Genomic DNA, 19,470 nt, shown 5'->3' with positions numbered 1-19,470 from the left:
GGCAATGACGAACGGTATCCATCGTAAACGGTCGCTGTTGCCGAAGGGTGTTGCGGTCGCACAATGAGGCGACGACGAGAGGACAGTCATGACCATCGCGCCCCCGCACACCGATGTGATCTCGCCCGCCGACCTCGCCGACGAGGCGGTCGTGCTCGTGCGCACGTGGCTCGACGCCGCCCGCGCGGAGCCCGTGGACGCCGCCGCCCAGCGCCTCGCCGGCGTGCTCCGCGACCCGAAGGGCCTCGACTTCACGGTCGGCTTCGTCGACGGCGTCGTCCGCCCCGAAGACCTCCGCGTCGCCGCCCGCAACCTCCGCGCGCTCACGCCGCTCGTGCCGGCGTTCCTGCCGTGGCATTTGCGGACGGCCATCCGCATCGGCGCGCTCGCCGCCCCCGTCGCGCCCGCCGTCGTCGTGCCGATCGCCCGGCGCGTGCTGCGCACGATGGTCCGCCACCTCATCGTGGATGCGTCCGACCGGCGGCTCGGTGCGGCGATCCGCCGCATCCGCGACCGCGCCGAGGGCACGCGCCTGAACGTCAACCTCCTCGGCGAGGCGATCCTCGGCAAGGCCGAGGCCGAGCGCCGCCTCGCGGGCACCCGCCGGCTGCTCGAGCGCCACGACGTCGACTACGTCTCGATCAAGGTGTCCTCCACCGTCGCGCCCCACACGCCGTGGGCGTTCGACGCGGCCGTCGCCGATGCGGTGGCGGCGCTGCGTCCGCTGTACCGCACGGCCGCGCGCGGCGGCACGTTCCTCAACCTCGACATGGAGGAGTACAAGGACCTCGACCTCACCCTCGCGGTGTTCACGACGATCCTCGACGAGCCGGAGTTCCACACGCTGGAGGCCGGGATCGTGCTTCAGGCGTACCTGCCCGACGCGCTCGCGGCGATGATGCGCCTGCAGGAGTGGGCGGCCGCGCGTGTGGCGGGGGGCGGCGCGCCCATCAAGGTGCGCGTCGTCAAGGGCGCGAACCTGCCGATGGAGCGCGTCGACGCCGAGATCCACGACTGGCCGCTGGCGACGTGGGAGTCCAAGCAGGCCACGGATGCGTCGTACAAGGCGGTGCTCGACTACGCGCTGCGTCCCGAGCGCACCGCGAACGTGCGCATCGGCGTGGCGGGCCACAACCTCTTCGACATCGCGCTGGCGTGGCTGCTCGCCGAGCGCCGCGGCGTGACCGGCTCCGGCGCCGTGCGGCCCGGGATCGAGATCGAGATGCTCCTCGGCATGGCGACCGCGCAGGCCGCCGCGGTGCGTCGCACGGTCGGCGGGATCCTGCTGTACACCCCCGTCGTCCATCCCGCCGAGTTCGACGTCGCGATCGCGTACCTCATCCGTCGCCTCGAGGAGGGCGCGTCGGCGGAGAACTTCATGTCGGCGGTCTTCGACCTCGACGACGCCGCGCTGTTCGCGCGCGAGCGCGACCGCTTCCTCGCCGCCCTCGCCGACATGCCGACCTCCGTCCCGGCGCCGCGCCGCGTCCAGGACCGCTCCGCCCCCGCGGTGGCGGCACCGCGCTGCGGGTTCCGCAACGCGCCCGACTCCGACCCCGCGATCGCCGCGAACCGCGCGTGGGCCGCTGCCATCCAGGACCGCATGCCGGCCTCGCGCGTGGGCGCGGACACCGCCGACGCCGGGGAGATCTCGGATGCGGCGGCGCTGGATGCGCTCGTCGCCGACACGGTCGCGGCCGGTCAGGCCTGGCGAGAGCTCGGCGCCGACGCGCGCGCGGAGATCCTCCACCGCGCGGGAGACGCGCTCGAGCGGCGCCGTGCGGAGCTCATCGAGGTCATGGGAGCCGAGTGCGGCAAGGTCGTGGAGCAGAGCGACCCCGAGGTCTCGGAGGCCGTCGACTTCGCGCACTACTACGCCGAGCGCGGCCGCGATCTCGACCGCGTCGACGGCGCGCGCTTCCACCCCGCGCGGCTCACGGTCGTGACGCCGCCGTGGAACTTCCCGGTCGCGATCCCCGCCGGCTCGACCCTCGCCGCGCTGGCCGCGGGGAGCTCGGTCGTGATCAAGCCCGCGCCGCAGGCGCGCCGCTCGGGCGCCGCGATGGTCGAGGCGCTGTGGGAGGCGGGCGTGCCCCGCGACGTGCTGCGCTGCGTGCAGGTCGCCGAGGACGACCTCGGGCGCCGGCTCGTGTCGCACCCCGACGTCGAGCGTGTCGTGCTGACCGGCTCGTACGAGACCGCGGAGCTGTTCCGCTCGTTCCGGCCCGACCTGCCCCTCCTGGCGGAGACGAGCGGCAAGAACGCCGTGATCGTGACGCCCAGCGCCGACCTCGACCTGGCCGCACGGGACGTCGCGCTCTCGGCCTTCGGGCACGCGGGGCAGAAGTGCTCCGCCGCCTCGCTCGTGGTGCTCGTCGGGTCGGTCGCGACGTCGGAGCGCTTCCGCCGGCAGCTCGTCGACGCCGTCACCTCCCTCGAGGTGGGCCTGCCGTGGGAGCCGGCCAGCCGCGTCGGCCCGCTCATCGCCCCCGCCGAGGGCAAGCTCCTGCGCGCCCTCACGACCCTCGAGCCGGGTCAGCGCTGGCTGCTCGAGCCGCGACGCCTCGACGACGACGGCCGACTGTGGCGGCCAGGCATCCGCGAGGGGGTGGAGCGTGGGAGCGAGTTCCACCGCACCGAGTACTTCGGTCCGGTGCTCGGCATCATGACCGCCGCGACCCTCGACGAGGCGATCGACCTCGTCAACGACGTCGACTACGGCCTCACGTCGGGCCTTCACGCCCTCGATCCGTCGGAGATCGCGACCTGGCTCGAGCGCATCGAAGCGGGCAACGCGTACGTCAACCGCGGCACGACCGGCGCGATCGTGCAGCGTCAGCCGTTCGGCGGATGGAAGCGCTCGGCCGTCGGCCCGGGCGCGAAGGCCGGCGGACCGAACTACCTGCTCGCCTTCGGGTCGTGGACGGATGCGGCGGTCACGGGGGCGCCCGACCGCCGCGGCGACCACCTCGCCGCTGCGGCGCTCGCCGCCGTGCCCGACGACGAGCGGCCGTGGCTCGCGGGGGCGCTCGCGAGCGACGCCGCGGCGTGGCGCGACGAGTTCGGCGTCGCCCGCGACGTGACCGGGCTCGACGTCGAGCAGAACGTGTTCCGCTACGCGCCGGTGCCCGTGACGGTCCGCGCGGAGGGGGCGCCGGCGTCGCGGCTCGTGCGCGTCGTCGCGGCCGGGGTGCGGGCCGGCGCGCCGGTGACCGTGAGCGCGGCCGCGGACCCGGGACCGGCGGTGCGGGCGTGGCTCGAGGGCGTCGGCGTCACCGCGCGCATCGAGGACGACGCGCAATGGCGCCAGCGTGCCGCGGCGCTCGCCGCCTCGGGCGGCCGGGTGCGGCTGCTCGGCGGCTCGGCCGCGGAGTTCGCGCGCGCGACGGACGGGTCGCCCGCCGTCGCGCTGTACGCCGGCGACGTGGTCTCGGCGGGGCGCGTGGAGATGCTGCCGTTCGTGCGCGAGCAGGCGGTCTCGCTCACGGCGCACCGCTTCGGCACGCCGCGCCGCTACGACGTGCCTGCGGCGCGCGGCTGACTCGATCCCGGTGCCTGGGGAGCAGGAGCACTCCTCCCCAGGCGAGCGGAACCAGCGCGGCCGGATGAGACGCGCGTGCCAGGATGGGCGGGTACACGAGAGGACGTGACCATGACCGTGCCCCCGAACGCCCCGCCGGCGCCTGACGCCGCGCTGTCCACCGACCGGAGCCGCGCGCTGCTGCGCGTCGCGCTGTGGGTCGCGATCGGCGCGCTCATCGCCGCGGCGCTCGTGTGCGTCGTGTGGGTGCTCGTCGGACCCGACAACGGCCTCATCGGCCGGGCCTTCCTGACGATCCTGCTCCTGGCGGGGTTCGCGGGCGTCGCGATCCTCGACGCGCAGCTGGCGCCGCGCCGGCCGGCGTGGTTCGCGCTCACGAGCATGGTCGTGTGGGTCGTCACGCTCCTGCTCGGCGCGTTCCTCATCTGGATGCCGGAGTCGTACTACGGCTCCGGCTTCGGACGCTTCGTGTCGTTCCTCCTCATCGTGCTGATCCTCCAGGCCGGCGTCCTGCACGTGCGGCTGTACACCAAGGCGTTCGCGCGGTACGCGACCGGGTTCACGCGTGGCATCTACATCGCGACCGTCGCGCTCGTCGCGATCCTGGCCCTCATGCTCGTCATCGCGCTGACGTTCTCCGAGTTCATCGACTTCGGCGACCTGTACTGGCGCATCGTCGTGGCGATCACGATCCTCGCCGCCGTCGGCACCGCCCTCATCCCGCTCATCAACGCGCTGTTCGCCCCCAAGGCGCCGAAGGCCGCCGCCCCGGTCGCGTGGCCCACGTTCGTCGACGGCGTCACGCCGCTGCCGGTCATGCCGGACGGCTCGCCGGACTGGAACGCGTACTACACGGGCTATCCCACCTACCCGCAGCAGCCGCACCAAGCCGCCCCGCCTGCTGCGCCTCAGTCGGTCGCTCCCGCCCTGCCCGTCGTACCGGTCCCGCCCGCCGCGCCGCCGGCGCCCCCGCAGCAGCCGCGCCAGCCGCAGACGCAGGCTCCGCCGCAGAGCCCGCCGACGGCGTATCCGCCGGCCCCGCCGCTGCCGCCGACGCCGCCTCAGTAAGGGGTGTCCCCGAGCGGCCTCAGAGCCCGAGGAGCTCCATCGCGGCGTGCGCGGCGTTGTGCCCGCCGATGCCGCTGACGGCGCCGCCTCGGCGCGCGCTGGATCCGCACACGAGGATCCGCGGATGCTCCGTCGCGACGCCCCAGCGCTCCGCCGGCGTCGTGGCGGGCTCGTCGAGCCACGGCCACGACAGCGGGCCGTGGAAGATGTCGCCCGCGGCCATGCCGAGGGAGTCCTCGAGATCGGCGGTCGTGCGCGCCTCGATGCACGGGCTGCCGTCGGGCGCCTCCCACACGACCTCGGCGATCGGCTCGGCGAGCACGCTGTCGAGGCTGCGCTGCGCGGCGGCCAGCAGCTCGCCGCGCGCCGCGACGCGGTCCCGTCCGGCGACGAGCCGGTGCGGCACCTGCAGCCCGAAGAGGGTCAGCGTCTGCGCTCCCGCCGCCCGCAGGTCCTCGCCGAGGATCGACGGGTCGGTGAGCGAGTGGCAGTAGATCTCCGCCGGCAGCGGGTCGGGCACGGAGCCCGCCGTCGCGCTGGCGTGCGCCGCATCCAGCTGGGTCATCGTCTCGTTCACGTGGAAGGTGCCCGCGAACGCGTGCTCGGGGCGCACCGCCGTGTCGTGCAGCCGGGGGAGTCGGCGCAGGAGCATGTTCACCTTCACCTGTGCGCCTTCGGCGGACGGCTCCTCGGGCGAGGCGGTGCCGCCCTCGCGCAGGAGGTGCGAGAGCACGTCGTCGCCGACGCCGCTGAGTACGAGCCGCCCGCGCACCTTCTCCCCGATGCGCGAGTACACGTGCACCTCGCCGTCCGGCGTCACGGAGGTCACGAGGGAGTCCAGGCGGATCTCGGCGCCGGCTTCCCGCGCGGCGCGCTCGAGCTCCGCGCTCACCCGGCCCATGCCGCCCACGGGCACGTCCCAGTCGCCGGTGCCGCCGCCGATCACGTGGTACAGGAAGCACCGGTTCTGGCGCAGCGACGGCTCGTCGGAGGCGGCGAACGTGCCGATGAGGCCATCGGTCAGGGCGACACCACGTGCGAGATCCGACTGGAGCGACGCACGCAGCATCGACCCGAGCGGTCGCTCGACCACGTCGCTCCACAGAGCGTCGTCGCCGACCCGCGCGCGCATCTCCGACGCCGTCGCGAGCGGCTCCGTCATGGACGGGAACACGGCCGCCGCGAGCGGGCCGAGGCGCCGGCCGAAAGCGGCGAACCGCTCAGCCTCGGCGGGGTCGCCGAGGGTGCGCTCGAAGGATGCCGCGGTGGCCGCCGCATCCGCCGTGTCGACGAGCAGCCCGCGCGACGGGTCGGCCGGGTCTGGCGTGTAGGACGAGAAGCGGCGACGGCGCAGGTCCACGTGCACGCCGAGGTCGCGCATGATCGCACGCGGCAGCAGGCTCACGAGGTACGAGTAGCGCGACAGACGTGCGTCGATGCCGCGCCACGGCCGCTCCGACACCGCCGCGCCGCCCACGTGATCGAGCCGTTCGAAGACGACGACCTTCGCGCCGGCGCGGGCGAGGTATGCCGCCGCGACGAGAGCGTTGTGCCCGCCGCCCACGATGACGACGTCGTGCGTGTGGCCCGGGGAGCTGGCGGTCATGCCCCCACGCTATCGGCGGCCCGCGGGTAGCGTGGAGGCATGACTTCGCCCGATGAGCTGCTCGCCCTCGCCCGCGACATCGCCCTCGAGGCGGGGGAGCTGGCGCGGCGCCGTCGCGAGGAGGGCGTGACCGTCGCCGCGACGAAGTCGGCCCTCGCCGACATCGTGACGGAGGCCGACCGCGAGGTCGAGGCGCTTATCCGCGCGCGCCTGGACGCCGCGCGGCCCGGCGACGCGTTCCTCGGCGAGGAGTCGGGAGCGGACGGACGTGAGGCCGACATCACGTGGGTGGTCGACCCCATCGACGGCACCGTCAACTACGCCTACGGGCTCCCCGAATGGGCCGTCAGCATCGCCGCCGTCGCGGGCTCGGCCGACCCGGCCGAGTGGGAGGCGCTCGCCGGCGTCGTGTACTGCCCGGCGACCGGCGATGTCTTCGCGGCCAGCCGCGAGGGCGGCGCGTGGCTCGGGGAACGCCGCATCCGGACCAACGCGGAGGTCGGGCCGGCGGGCGGCCTCATCGCGACCGGGTTCGGCTATGACCCCGCGACCCACGCCGCGGCGCTCGACCAGCTCGCGCGGGTGATGCCTATCGCGCGCGACATCCGGCGAGCGGGGGCCGCATCGCTCGACCTCGCGGCGGTCGCGGCCGGTCGCCACGATGCGTACTACGAGCGGGGGCTGAACCCGTGGGACCACGCGGCCGGCGCGCTCCTCGTGGCCGAGGCGGGCGGGATCGTGTCCGGTGCGCCGGGCGACCGCCCGGGCAAGGCCATGACGATCGCCGCGTCGCCCGGCATCTACGACCGCCTCGTCGAGGTCCTCGACTTCTGACCCGAGGCCTCGAATGGCATTCCCAGGGGACGTCGGTTAGTGTGGTTATCCGATCGTTACTTTCGCCGCCCGAACGGCGGAAGTGCTGTGACCGTGTTGAAGCCCTGTCGTTCTCTTACGACACGACCCGGAAGTTCCCTGCGTCTTGACCGACTCCCGCCAGGCTGAGCCCGCCCTCTTGCGGCGCTCCAGCCGGACCCTCCCTGCGGTCAGCGGCGACTCCTCGGCATCCGCCCCGGCGGCTCAGCCCGCCGCCCCCGCCCTCACGCGCGCCGAGCTCCGCCGACGTGCGCAGCGCGAGGCGGCCGCATCCGTCGAGGCTCCCCTCACCCGCCGTCGCGCCCGTACTTCCCGTGCCGAATCGACGTCGACCGCCGCGCCCGAGACCTCGTCGCCCGTGGCCCTCGACGGCGTCGTCTCGATCGACGCGCTTCCCGATCTCGACCCGGCTGCCCTCGCGAGCGATGTGCACCGCGTCGCATCCGACGACTCCCGTCCCGCAGAGGCGGACGACGCCCTCGACCCCTTCGAGGCCGCCGCCCGCCTCTTCTCCTTCACGGGCGAGACGCCGGTGCAGGTCGCCGCTGCCGCGATTGCGGAGCAGGAGGAGACCGAGGCCGCCGAGCCGCGCCGCCGTGGTGCATCGTTCCGGCGCGTGGCCACCGCATCGTTCTCGATCGGCGTCGTCGGCGTCGTGGGGCTGCTCACGGTCGGCATGACCACTCCTCCCGAGGCGGTCGCCGCGCTGCAGGGGAACGGCACCGCCGCGGTCAGTGCGCTCGCGCCGGCTGGTGACGTCGAGTCGGGCGAGGGCGACATCCAGGCGTACGTGGCTCCCGCGCAGGTGCAGAATCAGGCAATCGAGCGGAGCGAGGACTACAAAACGGCCTCCCTCGCGCAGGTCGCGGCCGAGTCGGGCATCTCGAACTTCTCCAACTTCTTCACGAACGATCCGAATGCGCCGATCCAGTGGCCCTTCGCGGTCGGTGTGCCGATCACCTACGGCTTCGGCATGCGCTCGGGGCGCATGCACGAGGGGCTCGACCTTGTGCCGGGTGCCGGGTCTCCCGTCCAGGCGATCGCCGACGGCACCGTCCGCATCGCCACCGAGTCGGGCGGCGCCTACGGCGTGACCGTCGTCATCGATCACGAGATCGACGGCCAGCTGGTCTCGAGCCGCTACGCACACATGCAGTACGGGTCGCTCCAGGTGAAGGTCGGTCAGAAGGTCACGGTCGGCACGTTCATCGGCCGCACCGGCAACACGGGCCGCTCGTTCGGTGCGCACACGCACTTCGAGATCCTCATGAACGGCACGACCCCGATCGACCCGCTGCCGTGGCTGCGGGAGCACGCCGGCGGTTGACGCACGTGTGAAGCGGGGGCCGGCGCTCTGGTATCCTCGTTGAGTTGTCCGGACGCGTCCGGGCACGCCCCGATAGCTCAGTGGCAGAGCACTTCCATGGTAAGGAAGGGGTCGTCAGTTCAATCCTGACTCGGGGCTCGAAGCATCCGCATCTCGCCGTGCGGATGCATCGCGGCAGGGTAGCTCAGTTGGTGAGAGCGCACGACTCATAATCGTGAGGTCGCGGGTTCAAGCCCCGCTCCTGCTACCGGAAGTAGAGCATCAGGCGACGCCGATCGCGGTGAGGCTCAGGTGCGCCAGGGCGATCGCGCGCCGCTGCCAGGTGTACGACACGAGCACGCGGTCTCCGGACACGTCGATCGACGGGTAGGAGTACTCGCCGCGTCCGTCCAGTGATCCGTCGAACCGCTCGCCCGGATGCGGCGGGGGGAGGTGATCGTCACCGGGCGCCCATCGTCCGTCGTCGATGATCGCCACCGGCCTCCACGTGAGCGCATCCCGCGAGTGGAAGAGCAGCAGCGGGCATCGCGGACCCCAGTCGATGGTGGAGGCGTTGCCGACGGCGAGGAGAGCACCTGCGGGCGTCGTTGCGACGTCGAGGCCGCTGTTGTTGTTGGGGAGATCGGTCGGTACGGCCGCGGACCACGTTCCGTCGGCGCGTCGGCGCGACAGATAGCCGCGTCCGCCGCTACTGCGCAGCAGCGCGACGAGGACGCCGTCGATCACTGCAAGAGCAGGCTGGATGAGGTCGACGTCGTCCGCGCCCGGAATCCACGATCGCTGCCAGAACGTCGCATCCGGGGCGAGCGAGTCGACTGCGCTCGCCCAGGGGCGGCGGTCTTCGACCGACGCGCCGGCGAACAGGATGCCGCCGCATGCGACCACGTGATTGCGCACCGGGCCGCGAGACGAGCCATCCGGCCCGACGCACGGCTCGTGCGACCACCCGTCGGGCGTGCGCCGCGAGCGCACCGTGCGCCATGTCGACGGCGATTCGCCCACCTGCGAGAAGACCTGCAGATCGTCCCCCTCCCAGAACACCACGGGATTCCACTGAGCCACGGATCCGGGGCCGCTCACCTCCTCGACGGAGAACCCAGCGTCGTCGTGTCCGTGTGCGACGAGGATCTTCGTGCCCGCTGCGCCCTCGCTCCGGCCACTGAACCACGCGACCGCCACCTCCCCGCGCGCCGACGTTGAGACCGACGACGCGTGGACGCCAGAGTGGGGGGAGACGGAATCGCGCAGGATGCGCCGATCCGCTGCGATCGAGAGGCGATGGGCCATACTCGATTTAACCGTTAACAGTTAGCAGAATCCAGAGACGCGGGAGGTCGTGTGCCGGAGGTGCGGAATCCGGGGTCGCTCGGGGATCGAGTGGCCGATGATCTGCGGGCGCGGATCGTGCGGGGCGAGTTGCCCGACGGCTCCAGGCTGGTGGAGGAGTCGCTCGCCGAGGAGTATGACGTCAGTCGCGGACCGGTGCGCGACGCGATCCGACAGCTCGCAGCTGAGCAACTCGTGCGATTGCGCCGCGGAAAGGCGTACGTGCGACATGTCGGGCCCGAAGAGGTGGCCGAGTTGTACGCGTTGCGCATGGCGATCGAGCCGCTCGCGATGACACTGGCCGCCGAGCGGGGAGCGGCGACCGACTGGCAGGAAGCCGAGCGGCTCGTCGCGGAGATGATCCGTGCCGCGGATGCGGGATCGTGGGGGGAGTACGCCGAAGCCGATCTGCAATTCCACGATCTGTTCTATCGCGCCAGCGGCAGTGATCGGCTGCGCGCGGTGTGGGAGCTGTATCAGCCGACCTTCCGCGTCATGATCCAGCTCACGACGGCACGGGATGCAGACCTGCATCCGTCCGCGCGGTCCCACGAAGTCATGCTCGGGGACGTGCGCGCGGGACGACTCGATGACGTCCTCGTCCACCTCGAGGAGCACCTTCGCGGTTCACGGGACCGCATGTTGGGTCAAGTAAGCGTTGACAATTAACTGTTAACAGTTCACGATGGGGGCATGCGGTTCGACGATGTTCCCGGTGCGATGGTGATCGCCGCCCTCCCGACGATGTTCGGCGACGACCTCGAGATCGACGTCGTCGCGGCGCGTCAGCTCGCGCAGTCGGTTTCACCCCACGTATCCGGCATCTTCGTCTGCGGGACGAACGCCGAGTTTCCCGCGCTCACCTTCGCCGAACGTGCTCAGCTGTCGGAGCTCTTCGTCGATGAGCTCGGCGCCGATCGCGTCGTGGTGCACGTGGGCGATGTCACGACGTGGGGCGCACTCGACCTCGCGGCGTCGGCGGTCGCGGTCGGAGCGCGCCATCTCGCGGCGATCACCCCCATGATCTTCCCGGTGGACGACGACGCCATCGTCGAGCACTTCCGCTCGCTCCGTCGGGTCACACCCGGAATGCTGTTCGCGTACGACTTCCCGGAGATCTCCCAGAACGCGCTGAGTCTGCCTGCTGCAGAGCGGCTGCGCGGGATCGTGGACGGGATCAAGGTGTCGGGGCGATCGACGGCCCACGTCGCCGCTTTCGCGGAAATGGGTCTGCGCGTGCTCTCCGGCGAGGATCGGCAGCCCTCGGCCGTCCTGGCCGCGGGTGGCGTCGGCGTCGTCTCGGGGACCGCGAGCGCCATCCCCGCCGCGTATGCCCCGATCGTCGCCGGTCGCTTCGCCGACCAGTCGACCTTGACCGCGGCGGTCGATCGTATCGGCGGAAGCATTCCGCGCATCAAGGAGCTCATCGCCGCCGAAGGGATCGGCCGCCCGTGGATGCGGGTCGGCAACTCCACGCCGGCTCGCCGCACGACGCCCGCGCATCCCGCGGGCGTCGCCTGACCACGGCCTATCGGCCGACCTGCAATCACCGAGAAAGGAAACACCATGCGAGGACGCATGAAGAAGGCCATCTTGGCGACGGGGCTGGTCGCAGGGCTCGCCCTCACCGGCTGCGCCGGCACGTCGGGAGACGCCGAGCCCGAACAGGTCAGCGCGCTGACCGTGTGGGCGCGTGGGAATGCCATCGGAGAGGGACTGTTCTCGCCGCTCGTCGACGCGTGGAACGCCTCGCACGACATGCAGGTCCAGCTCACCCTCGTCCCGAGCTCCGAACTCCCGGCCAAGCTCGGCGCCGCCGCGGGCGCGGGTCAGATGCCCGACATCGTCATCTCCGACATCGGAAACCTGCCCTCGCTCATCAAGCAGGGCGTGCTGCAGGACATCGGCAGCAAGATCGACAGCCTGGACTACGCCGACGCCCTCTCGCCGTCTGCCATCGCGCAAGGCACCGACGGCGATGCCCGGTACGCGGTGCCGGCCGATGTGGACCCGTCGCTGATGTACGTCAACACGACGCTGCTCGCGCAGGCCGGTATCACCCAGATGCCGACCTCCCTCGACGACGTCGAGGCGGCGGCGAAGGCGGTGCGGGCGCTCGGCGAGGACTCCTACGGTTTCTACGCCGCGGGCAGCTGCGGTGGCTGCCTCGCCTTCACGACCGATCCGATCGTGTGGGCCGGCGGTGGCGACATCGTCGATTCCGACGGCAAGGTCACCGTCGACACCCCGGAGATGGCCGATGCGCTGAGCTTCTACCGCGCGCTGTGGGAGGCGGGCACGATCCCTTCGGACGCCCCGGCCGACACCGGCGCCAACTGGGCGAATGTGTTCGCGCCCGGCAACATCGGCATCCAGTTCAACGGCTCCTCCCTGCTGTCCTCCCTGAAAGCCGCGAACGTGCCGTTCGACTGGGATGTCGCGGGAATCCCCGGGCCCGACGGGGACGAGTCCTCCTTCATCGGCGGCGACACCTTCTCGGTGTCGAAGGACGCACAGAGCGTGGATGCCGCGTGGGAGTTCATCTCCTGGGCGCTGGATGAGAAGCAGCAGGTCGATCAGTACGCCGCCAAGGGCTGGCTGACCGTGCGCACCGATCTGACCGACAACCAGTACACCGCCGCCGATCTCCGGGTGAAGAAGGTCAATGACCTCATCGCCGTCGGCAAGACCCCGCGGACGCCGTACAGCGGCCAGATCTTCAACGATCCGACCGGTCCGTGGCTGGCGACGTTCCGCGACGCCGTGTTCAACGGCACCGACGCAGAGCAGGCGCTGAAGACCGGTCAGGAGCAGATCGACAAGCTCCAGGAGGGCTGAGCCCGATGGCCCTCGCTCCTGTGACATCCGCGCGACGCCCTGAGCGCCGCCGACCGACGGCCCTGAGCCGTCGGTCGGCGGCGACGGGCGCGGCGTTCGTGCTCCCCGCGGCCCTGCTCCTCGTCGTCTTCTTCGGCGCGCCGCTGAGCCTCTCGATCGTCATGTCCTTCTTCGACTGGCCGCTGTTCGGTCAGCGCACCCCGGTCGGGCTGGACAACTACGCGGCCATCCTCGATGACGACATCGCCATGCAGAGCATCGGCTTCACGCTCTACTACACGGTGCTCGTGACGGTCCTGACGTTCGTCGTGTCGTTCTTCCTCGCGCTGCTCGTGCAGAAGGGCGGTCGCGCGGTCGGATTCTTCCGCACCGCGATCTTCATCCCGTCGGCGATCGGGTTCGGCCTGGCCGGACTGCTCTGGGGCTTCCTCTACAACGCGCAGATCGGCGTGTTCTCGGGATTCCTGCAGGCGCTGGGGCTCGCCGACGGGCCGGTGCTCTTCTTCCAGACCCAGACGTCGTCGCTGTGGGCGGTCATCGTCATGGTGGTGTGGAAGAGCCTCGGCCTGAACACGCTCGTGATGCTCGTCGGCCTGCAGTCGATCCCCGTCGAGCTCTACGAAGCGGCACGTGTCGACGGCGCATCCTGGTGGCAGCGCACGCGTCTGATCACCCTGCCGCTGATGCGCCCGACTTTCGCGCTGCTGCTCGTTCTCGGAGTCTCGGGAGCGCTGCTGTCGTTCGACCAGTTCTTCGTGCTCACCGCCGGCGGGCCCGATCGATCGACGATCACGATGGTGTACGCCATCTACCGCGCGGCCTTCACCCAGTTCCACCTCGGATACGCCGCCGCGATCGGCGTCGTGCTGATGGTGGTGCTGCTGCTCGTCAACATCGTGCAGCTGCGATTCCTGCGAACCAAGGACTGAACCCATGGTCTCCTCCACCCTCACCGCCGAGAAGAAGCCCGTGGTGCGCGCTGCGCGTCCGTCGCGGGCGGATTCGTCTCGGCAGCGGACGGCGCCGCCCGTCCTCGTCTTCGGCGTGATCGTCAGCGCGCTGCTGCTGTTCCCGTTCGGCTGGTCGATCCTGTCCTCGTTCGGCGAGTCGCCGGCGGGACAGTCGTCGGTCCTCCCGGAGCAGTGGGGGCTCGGCAACTACGAGCGGCTCGCCGGGTACGGCGCAGGCATCTGGACCTACCTCGGCAACACGGTTCTGATCTCGGTGCTCACGGTCGTGTTCTCGGTCGTCGCATCCGTCCTCGCCGGATACGGCTTCGCACGGTTCCGGTTCCCGGGCAAGACGATCGTGTTCTTCGGCATCCTCGCGGTGATCATGGTCCCGCACTCGACACTGCTCATTCCGCTGTACACGATCCTCGCCACGTTCGGTCTCACGAACTCGATCGTCACGCTCGCGCTCATCTACGCCACGTTCCAGCTGCCCTTCGGCGTGTACATGATGCGCAACACGTTCGAGGCGATTCCGAAGGAGATCGAGGAGAGCGCAGCCCTCGACGGGTGCGGGCCGGTGCGCACGCTCCTTCGGGTGCTCATGCCGATCGCCGTGCCCGGTGTGGTGACCGTGGCGCTGTTCGCCTTCCTGGCTGCGTGGAACGAGTTCCTCGCACCGCTGATCTTCCTCACCGACGACCGGCAGTTCACGCTGCCGATCGCGCTGCAATCCATCAGCGTGGGGTCACTCGGCGCGGTGGACTACGGCGCCCTGCAGGCGGGAATCACGGTCAGCACGCTGCCGTGCATCGTGCTGTTCGTGCTGTTGCAGAAGTACTACGTCAACGGCCTCGTCAACGGGGCACTGAAAGGATGACGCGGATGCAATCGTCCACCGCCGGAGCGCGGGGATTCTTCGCCCCGGTGAACACCTCCCTTCTCGTGGGACGCCCGCTTGCTGCACCCTTCCGCGTCGACGGGGGAGCGGTTGCGCAGTGGCGGCGACGCAACAGTCTGCAATCGATTCCGCACGGCATCGAATGGATGCAGCGGGGGCACTACCTCGCCAATCTCGAACGCGCCGCGGCTCGGCGCACCGGGGGCTTCCAGGGGATGCACTGGATGGACTCGGATCTCTACAAGCTGCTCGAGGCGATCGCGTGGGACCGGGGCGGCACGGACGACGCCGACCGTTTCCTCGACGAGACCGTCGACCTGCTCGAGCGGGCGCAGGAGCCCGACGGGTATCTGAATTCGTACTACCAGGTCGAGGCACCCGCAGAGCGCTGGTCGGACTTCCCGTTCGGTCACGAGATGTATCTCGGCGGCCACCTCATCCAGGCCGGTGTCGCCGACCATCGCGCCCGTGGCGGCGAACGTCTTCTCGCGATCGGAACCCGCTTCGCGGATCTCCTGTGGCGTCGCTTCGGACCGAAGGGTGAGGCCCGCATCGACGGCCATCCGGAGATCGAGATCGCGCTCGTCGAACTGTTCCGCGAGACCGGAGATGAGAAATACCTCGACCTGGCTCGCGTCATGCTCGATCGCCGAGGGCACGGATCGCTCGGGCCCGGCCATTTCGGACTCTTCTACTGTCAGGACGAAGTGCCGTTCCGGCAGCGCTCCGAGCTCACCGGCCACGCGGTGCGGGCCGTCTACCTCGCGATCGGGGCGACCGACATCGCCATGGAAACCGGTGACGCGGAACTGCTCGAGCGCAGCCGGATGCTGTGGCACAACACGGTCGAGCGCAAGGCCTATCTCACGGGCGGTGTCGGGTCGCGTCATTTCCACGAGGCGCTCGGCGCCGACTACGAGCTGCCCCCCGACCGGGCGTACCAGGAGACGTGCGCCTCCATCGCGATGGCCTGGTGGAGTCACCGCCTTCTCCTGGCGACGGGCGACGACGTGCACGCCGAGCACCTCCAACGCACCACGATCAACGCGATCGCCGCGGGTGTCTCGGATGACGGCCGCCACTTCTTCTACCGAAATCCGCTGATGCAGCGCACCATCGAACCCGCCCCGCCCGTCGATGCGCTCCTCGAGGAACGCATCGACATCGGCACGCGCGCGAGCTGGTACAACACGGCCTGCTGCCCGCCCAATCTGATGCGCTTCTTCGCGACGCTGCCCGATCTCCTCGCCTACGAGCGCGACGGCCGCGTCATCGTCACGCTCCCGGTGGAGGGCGAGGTCGACACGGTGCTGTCGACCGGGACGCGGGCTGCCGTCCGCATCCCCGCGTCCGATCCGGCGGGCGGGACGTTGACGATCGAGGCCATCGCCGGCGAGGTCGACGTCAGTCGATCGATGCTGCGGCCGGCGCGACGGGTGCGGGCCGACGATGGCACTGTCGTGCACACGTGGAGCCCGGGGCCGGTTCTCGTTCACCCGCATCCCCGCCTCGACGCCGTCAAGTCGCAGGTGGCGGTCGTCTTCGCCGACGCGGTCTATGCCGTCGAGGGCACGGCTCTCGCCCATCCGGGCGACATCCTCGATGTCGTGCTCGATCCCTCATCGTTGGCCGTCGAGCCGGACGATCCGGCGTCGGAGCTGCCGCGCCTGCGCGCCGAGGTCGTCATCGCCGCAGCGGATACGGATGTCTCGGTGTTGTGGGACGAGCCGTTGCCCGTACGTGCGACGACACGAGGCGTGACGATGATCCCGTGGGCGCAGTGGGCGGCGCACGAACCCACCACGATGCGCGTCTGGATGCCCGCGGCCGGGCGAGTCGATCACGGAGGAGAACTGTGAGCGACTACCGATTCCCGGCATCTCCCGAGCCGATCGCCGCGCCGCCGAGAACTGCCTATCTCGTGGCGAGCGGCGATCTGCGGGAGTCGGCGAACGTCGCCGGCTGGCCGACCCAAGCGGCCCTGGAGAAGGCTGTCGGCGAGGTCTTCGACGCGGTCGGCTGGCGCGTGATCCGCGCCCACGACGTCGATCCCGAGACCGGACACGGCTTCATCTCGAGCCAACGCATGGGCCTCGATGTCTTCGCGCGTATTCCGCCCGAGGCACCGCTGATCGTCGCGGAGGCGGTCTGGCAGTATTCGCACCACGTCCTGGCCGGGCTGCGATCGCACCGTGGCCCGATCCTGACCGTGGCGAACTTCGCCGGCGATTGGCCCGGGCTCGTCGGTCTGCTGGGGCTGAACGCGGGCCTGACGAAGATGGGCGTGCCGTACTCCACCCTCTGGTCGGTGGATTTCACCGATGACTGGTTCGTCGACGGCGTGCGCGCCTGGGTCGGCACGGGACGCATCGTGCATGACACGTCGCACGTCCGCTCGCTGCCGACGCTCCCCGAGACGGCGGAGGTGGCCCTCGGCCGCGCCCTGGGCGAAGAGATGACGCGATCCAAAGCCCTCATCGGCGTCTTCGACGAGGGCTGCATGGGGATGTACAACGCGATCTTCGACGACGAACTACTGAATCCGACAGGCATCTACAAGGAGCGCTTGTCGCAGTCGGCGCTGTACGCCGAGATGCTTCGCGTCGACGATCGGGAAGCGGATGAGGTGTTCGCGTGGCTGGCCGAGCGTGGGATGCGCTTCCGTTTCGGGTCGGACGCGGCGACGGAGCTGACCCGCGATCAGGTGCAGTGGCAGCTGAAGATGTACATCGCGGCACTGCGCATCGCCGACGACTTCGGACTGGATGCCGTGGGCATCCAGTACCAGCAGGGGCTGAAAGACCTCGTCCCGGCATCGGATCTCGCCGAAGGCATCCTGAACTCCACCGACCGGCCACCGGTGCGCTCGCGCGACGGCGCTCGCGAGCTGTACGCGGGCGTGGCTCTGCCGCACTTCAACGAAGCCGACGAGGGTGTGGCCGTCGACGCGCTCGTCACCGATCGCGTGTGGCGCGCGATGGGCATGGTGCCGGACAACACGCTGCACGATGTGCGATGGGGTGAGGAGTTCGACGGTCGATTCGTGTGGGTCTACGAGATCTCCGGAGCCGTCCCCGCCTCTCACCTGGGCGGCTGGGACCACGCGGAGGGATGGCGTCAGGGTCCCGTGTTCTTCCCCGCGGGTGGTGCCACGATCAACGGCGTCTCCCGACCGGGGGAGGTGGTGATCTCGCGCGTGTTCATCGCCGACGGCGTGCTGCAGGCGGATCTGATGCGCGGCAGTGTGGTGTCACTGCCGCCCGAGGAGACCCTGCGGCGTAAGCAGGCCACGAACCCGGAATGGCCGATCGCGCACGTGGTGCTGCACGGCATCACGCGTGACCAGTTCATGGCCCGGCATCGAGCCAATCACGCCCAGCTCGTCTACGCGCCCGACGCCGAAACCGCCGATCGCGCGCTCGTCGCCAAGGCGGCGATGCTCGATCGCATGGGTATCCGCGTGAATCTCGCCGGCGACGTCGAGGCGCTCTGACGGCTCGGAGTGCGGACGGACTGAGTCGGCCGCACCCTGCATCAGAAGGGTGGTGGGTCGGTGTCGGGGACGAAGATGACCCTCGGGGGTGGGGGTTCTCGGTAGGTGCGGCCGTGGGGGCTGGTGAATTCGAGGACCCCGTCCGCGCGCTGGGTGACGGTCCATTCGGTTTCGGTTTTCAGGGTGTGGTGTCTGACGCAGAGGTGGCAGAGGTTGCCGATGTCGGTTCTGCCGCCGTGCTGTCTCTCGTGGTTGTGGTCGATGTGGCAGCGGGTGGCGGGTTGTCGGCAGCCGGGCATGCGGCAGTGCTGGTCGCGGGCGCGGAGGAACCGGATCTGTTCGGCGGTGGGGGTGTAGCGGTCGGTGGCGAGCACGGTGCCGGTGACGGGGTGGCACAGGATCCGGTCCCAGCCGGGTGCGTCGCCGGCGAGTCGGCGGGCGGTGGCGGGGTCGATGGGCACCTGCCCGTTCAGCATCGCGCCGGCGTCCGTGGTTCCGGCCAGGGTGGTGACGGGCACGACGACCTGGACGACGGCGCGGATGGCGCCGAGCCCGCCGGGGGATCGGTCGGTGGTGGGGTCGATGGTGGGGGTGCCGGTGAGGAGGAGGTCGGCGGCGATGTCCGCTTCGATCTGCCGGATTGTCCGCCGGTCCTGGACGCCGCCGTCCGCGGACGTGACCGCGGCGTTCTTCGTTTCTGTGGCCATGCGGCGGAGGCGGTCTTTGGCGCCGTGGGCGAGGGTCGCGGGGAGCAGCATCTGCAGCAGCGCCATCCCGTCGGCGAGATCCACGACCGACACCTCCCGCTCCCCGTTCGCGGCCTCGAAGCGTTCGGTCATCCCGACCGGGTCGAGTCTCTCCGCCAGCTGCAACGCGTACGCTTTCGTGCGGCCGGGGGTGGTGGTGGCGGCGTAGTCGAGCACGACCGTTTCCCACGCGCCCCGCACCTCGTCGGGCAGCCGCATCCCGGCGTCACGGATGACCCCCACGTGCCGTAGCGAGATCGTTCCTGCTTCGAGCGCGTCCACGCTCGCCCCGAAGCGGCTTACCAGGTCGAACGCGTCGGAGAGTTCCTTCTGCACGGTCATGTCGTGCTGATGCGCCGCGGCACCGAGTTCCGCGGCCACCGACCGCATCGGCATGTCGCGTTCCCGCGACGAGCGTGACACAACCTGCGCGGTCTCCGCGTACGCGAGCTCCGCGAGCCGGGCGTGGTGCCGGATCAGGCGTGCCTGCGCACCGGCGAGCACCACACGCTCCGCGACCGCGGCGTCGACCTCGTGTCGCATCCGGCCGTGTTCATCGTTCACGAAAGACACGCGTGCACCACCATCCGAACCTCGGGAGAGTGGGCACTTCTCTCGCTGACAACCCCCACCATACGAGGGGCCACCGACATCGGGTCGCGCGTCGCGGAAAGCGCGTTCAGCCGGGTTCGCCGGTCGATGTGCACGGAGGGCTCGGCGACAGCGGCGTCGATCTCGTGCCGCATCCGGCCGTGTTCATCGTTCACGAAAGACACGCGCGCACCACCATCCGAACCTCGG

At 70.6% G+C, this 19,470-nt stretch carries 15 protein-coding genes and 2 tRNA genes; 13 read left to right on the top strand and 4 right to left on the bottom strand.

Annotated elements, in window-relative coordinates; all coding sequences use genetic code 11:
- The first annotated feature begins 88 nt into the window (after positions 1 to 88).
- Together EI169_RS13610 and EI169_RS13605 are read left to right on the top strand one after the other, a co-directional pair.
- Positions 89 to 3,541, top strand: a complete 3,453-nt coding sequence (locus EI169_RS13610) for a bifunctional proline dehydrogenase/L-glutamate gamma-semialdehyde dehydrogenase (RefSeq protein ID WP_125132822.1) — start codon at positions 89 to 91, stop codon at positions 3,539 to 3,541.
- Between the two features lie 111 nt (positions 3,542 to 3,652).
- Complete coding sequence (locus EI169_RS13605) at positions 3,653 to 4,609, top strand: hypothetical protein (protein WP_125132821.1); 957 nt, start codon at positions 3,653 to 3,655, stop codon at positions 4,607 to 4,609.
- A gap of 19 nt (positions 4,610 to 4,628) precedes the next feature.
- Here EI169_RS13605 and EI169_RS13600 read toward each other — a convergent pair whose 3' ends face one another.
- On the bottom strand, positions 4,629 to 6,215 hold the full coding sequence (locus EI169_RS13600; protein WP_125132820.1) for an NAD(P)/FAD-dependent oxidoreductase: 1,587 nt from the start codon (positions 6,213 to 6,215) through the stop codon (positions 4,629 to 4,631).
- Between the two features lie 39 nt (positions 6,216 to 6,254).
- Here EI169_RS13600 and EI169_RS13595 point away from each other — a divergent pair, with 39 nt between their 5' ends.
- The 4 genes from EI169_RS13595 (at position 6,255) to EI169_RS13580 (ending at position 8,662) form a co-directional block, all read left to right on the top strand.
- Positions 6,255 to 7,049, top strand: a complete 795-nt coding sequence (locus EI169_RS13595) for an inositol monophosphatase family protein (protein WP_125132819.1) — start codon at positions 6,255 to 6,257, stop codon at positions 7,047 to 7,049.
- 145 nt (positions 7,050 to 7,194) lie between these two features.
- Entirely contained in the window at positions 7,195 to 8,415 is a 1,221-nt protein-coding gene (locus EI169_RS13590) for a M23 family metallopeptidase (protein WP_125132818.1), read from the top strand.
- 66 nt (positions 8,416 to 8,481) lie between these two features.
- A tRNA-Thr gene (locus EI169_RS13585) sits at positions 8,482 to 8,553 on the top strand.
- 35 nt (positions 8,554 to 8,588) lie between these two features.
- A tRNA-Met gene (locus tag EI169_RS13580) sits at positions 8,589 to 8,662 on the top strand.
- Between the two features lie 14 nt (positions 8,663 to 8,676).
- On the opposite strand, the gene EI169_RS13575 is transcribed toward EI169_RS13580, so the two are convergent.
- Entirely contained in the window at positions 8,677 to 9,702 is a 1,026-nt protein-coding gene (locus tag EI169_RS13575) for an exo-alpha-sialidase (protein WP_125132817.1), read from the bottom strand.
- Positions 9,703 to 9,792: 90 nt separating this feature from the next.
- Here EI169_RS13575 and EI169_RS13570 point away from each other — a divergent pair, with 90 nt between their 5' ends.
- Genes EI169_RS13570 through EI169_RS13540 form a run of 7 tightly spaced genes read left to right on the top strand, consistent with a single transcriptional unit; the run spans position 9,793 to position 17,923 of the window.
- Positions 9,793 to 10,410, top strand: a complete 618-nt coding sequence (locus EI169_RS13570; protein ID WP_205783812.1) for a GntR family transcriptional regulator — start codon at positions 9,793 to 9,795, stop codon at positions 10,408 to 10,410.
- Between the two features lie 24 nt (positions 10,411 to 10,434).
- On the top strand, positions 10,435 to 11,262 hold the full coding sequence (locus EI169_RS13565; RefSeq protein WP_125132815.1) for a dihydrodipicolinate synthase family protein: 828 nt from the start codon (positions 10,435 to 10,437) through the stop codon (positions 11,260 to 11,262).
- A gap of 45 nt (positions 11,263 to 11,307) precedes the next feature.
- Positions 11,308 to 12,579 carry a sugar ABC transporter substrate-binding protein gene (locus EI169_RS13560; RefSeq protein ID WP_125132814.1) on the top strand — a complete coding sequence of 424 codons (1,272 nt, stop codon included), beginning with the start codon at positions 11,308 to 11,310 and terminating at the stop codon, positions 12,577 to 12,579.
- 5 nt (positions 12,580 to 12,584) lie between these two features.
- Entirely contained in the window at positions 12,585 to 13,508 is a 924-nt protein-coding gene (locus EI169_RS13555; protein WP_125132813.1) for a sugar ABC transporter permease, read from the top strand.
- Between the two features lie 4 nt (positions 13,509 to 13,512).
- The gene (locus tag EI169_RS13550) at positions 13,513 to 14,409 is read left to right on the top strand and encodes a carbohydrate ABC transporter permease (RefSeq protein ID WP_125132812.1); all 897 of its coding nucleotides are present in this window, start codon (positions 13,513 to 13,515) and stop codon (positions 14,407 to 14,409) included.
- Between the two features lie 5 nt (positions 14,410 to 14,414).
- Positions 14,415 to 16,289 (top strand): beta-L-arabinofuranosidase domain-containing protein, encoded by a 1,875-nt coding sequence (locus tag EI169_RS13545; protein ID WP_164515503.1) that lies wholly within the window; start codon positions 14,415 to 14,417, stop codon positions 16,287 to 16,289.
- Positions 16,286 to 17,923, top strand: coding sequence for a fucose isomerase (locus tag EI169_RS13540; RefSeq protein WP_125132810.1), 1,638 nt, complete (start codon positions 16,286 to 16,288; stop codon positions 17,921 to 17,923). Before EI169_RS13545 ends, EI169_RS13540 begins: the two co-directional genes overlap by 4 nt.
- A 41-nt stretch (positions 17,924 to 17,964) precedes the next feature.
- On the opposite strand, the gene EI169_RS13535 is transcribed toward EI169_RS13540, so the two are convergent.
- Complete coding sequence (locus tag EI169_RS13535; RefSeq protein ID WP_125132809.1) at positions 17,965 to 19,233, bottom strand: HNH endonuclease signature motif containing protein; 1,269 nt, start codon at positions 19,231 to 19,233, stop codon at positions 17,965 to 17,967.
- A complete protein-coding gene (locus tag EI169_RS13530) occupies positions 19,230 to 19,436 on the bottom strand; it encodes a hypothetical protein (RefSeq protein WP_125132808.1) in 207 nt (68 codons plus the stop codon). Before EI169_RS13530 ends, EI169_RS13535 begins: the two co-directional genes overlap by 4 nt.
- Positions 19,437 to 19,470 lie beyond the last annotated feature (34 nt).

This window comes from Microbacterium sp. 10M-3C3 (genome assembly GCF_003931875.1).
Taxonomy (GTDB): Bacteria; Actinomycetota; Actinomycetes; order Actinomycetales; family Microbacteriaceae; genus Microbacterium.
This window is presented reverse-complemented; position numbering and strand designations above follow the sequence as displayed.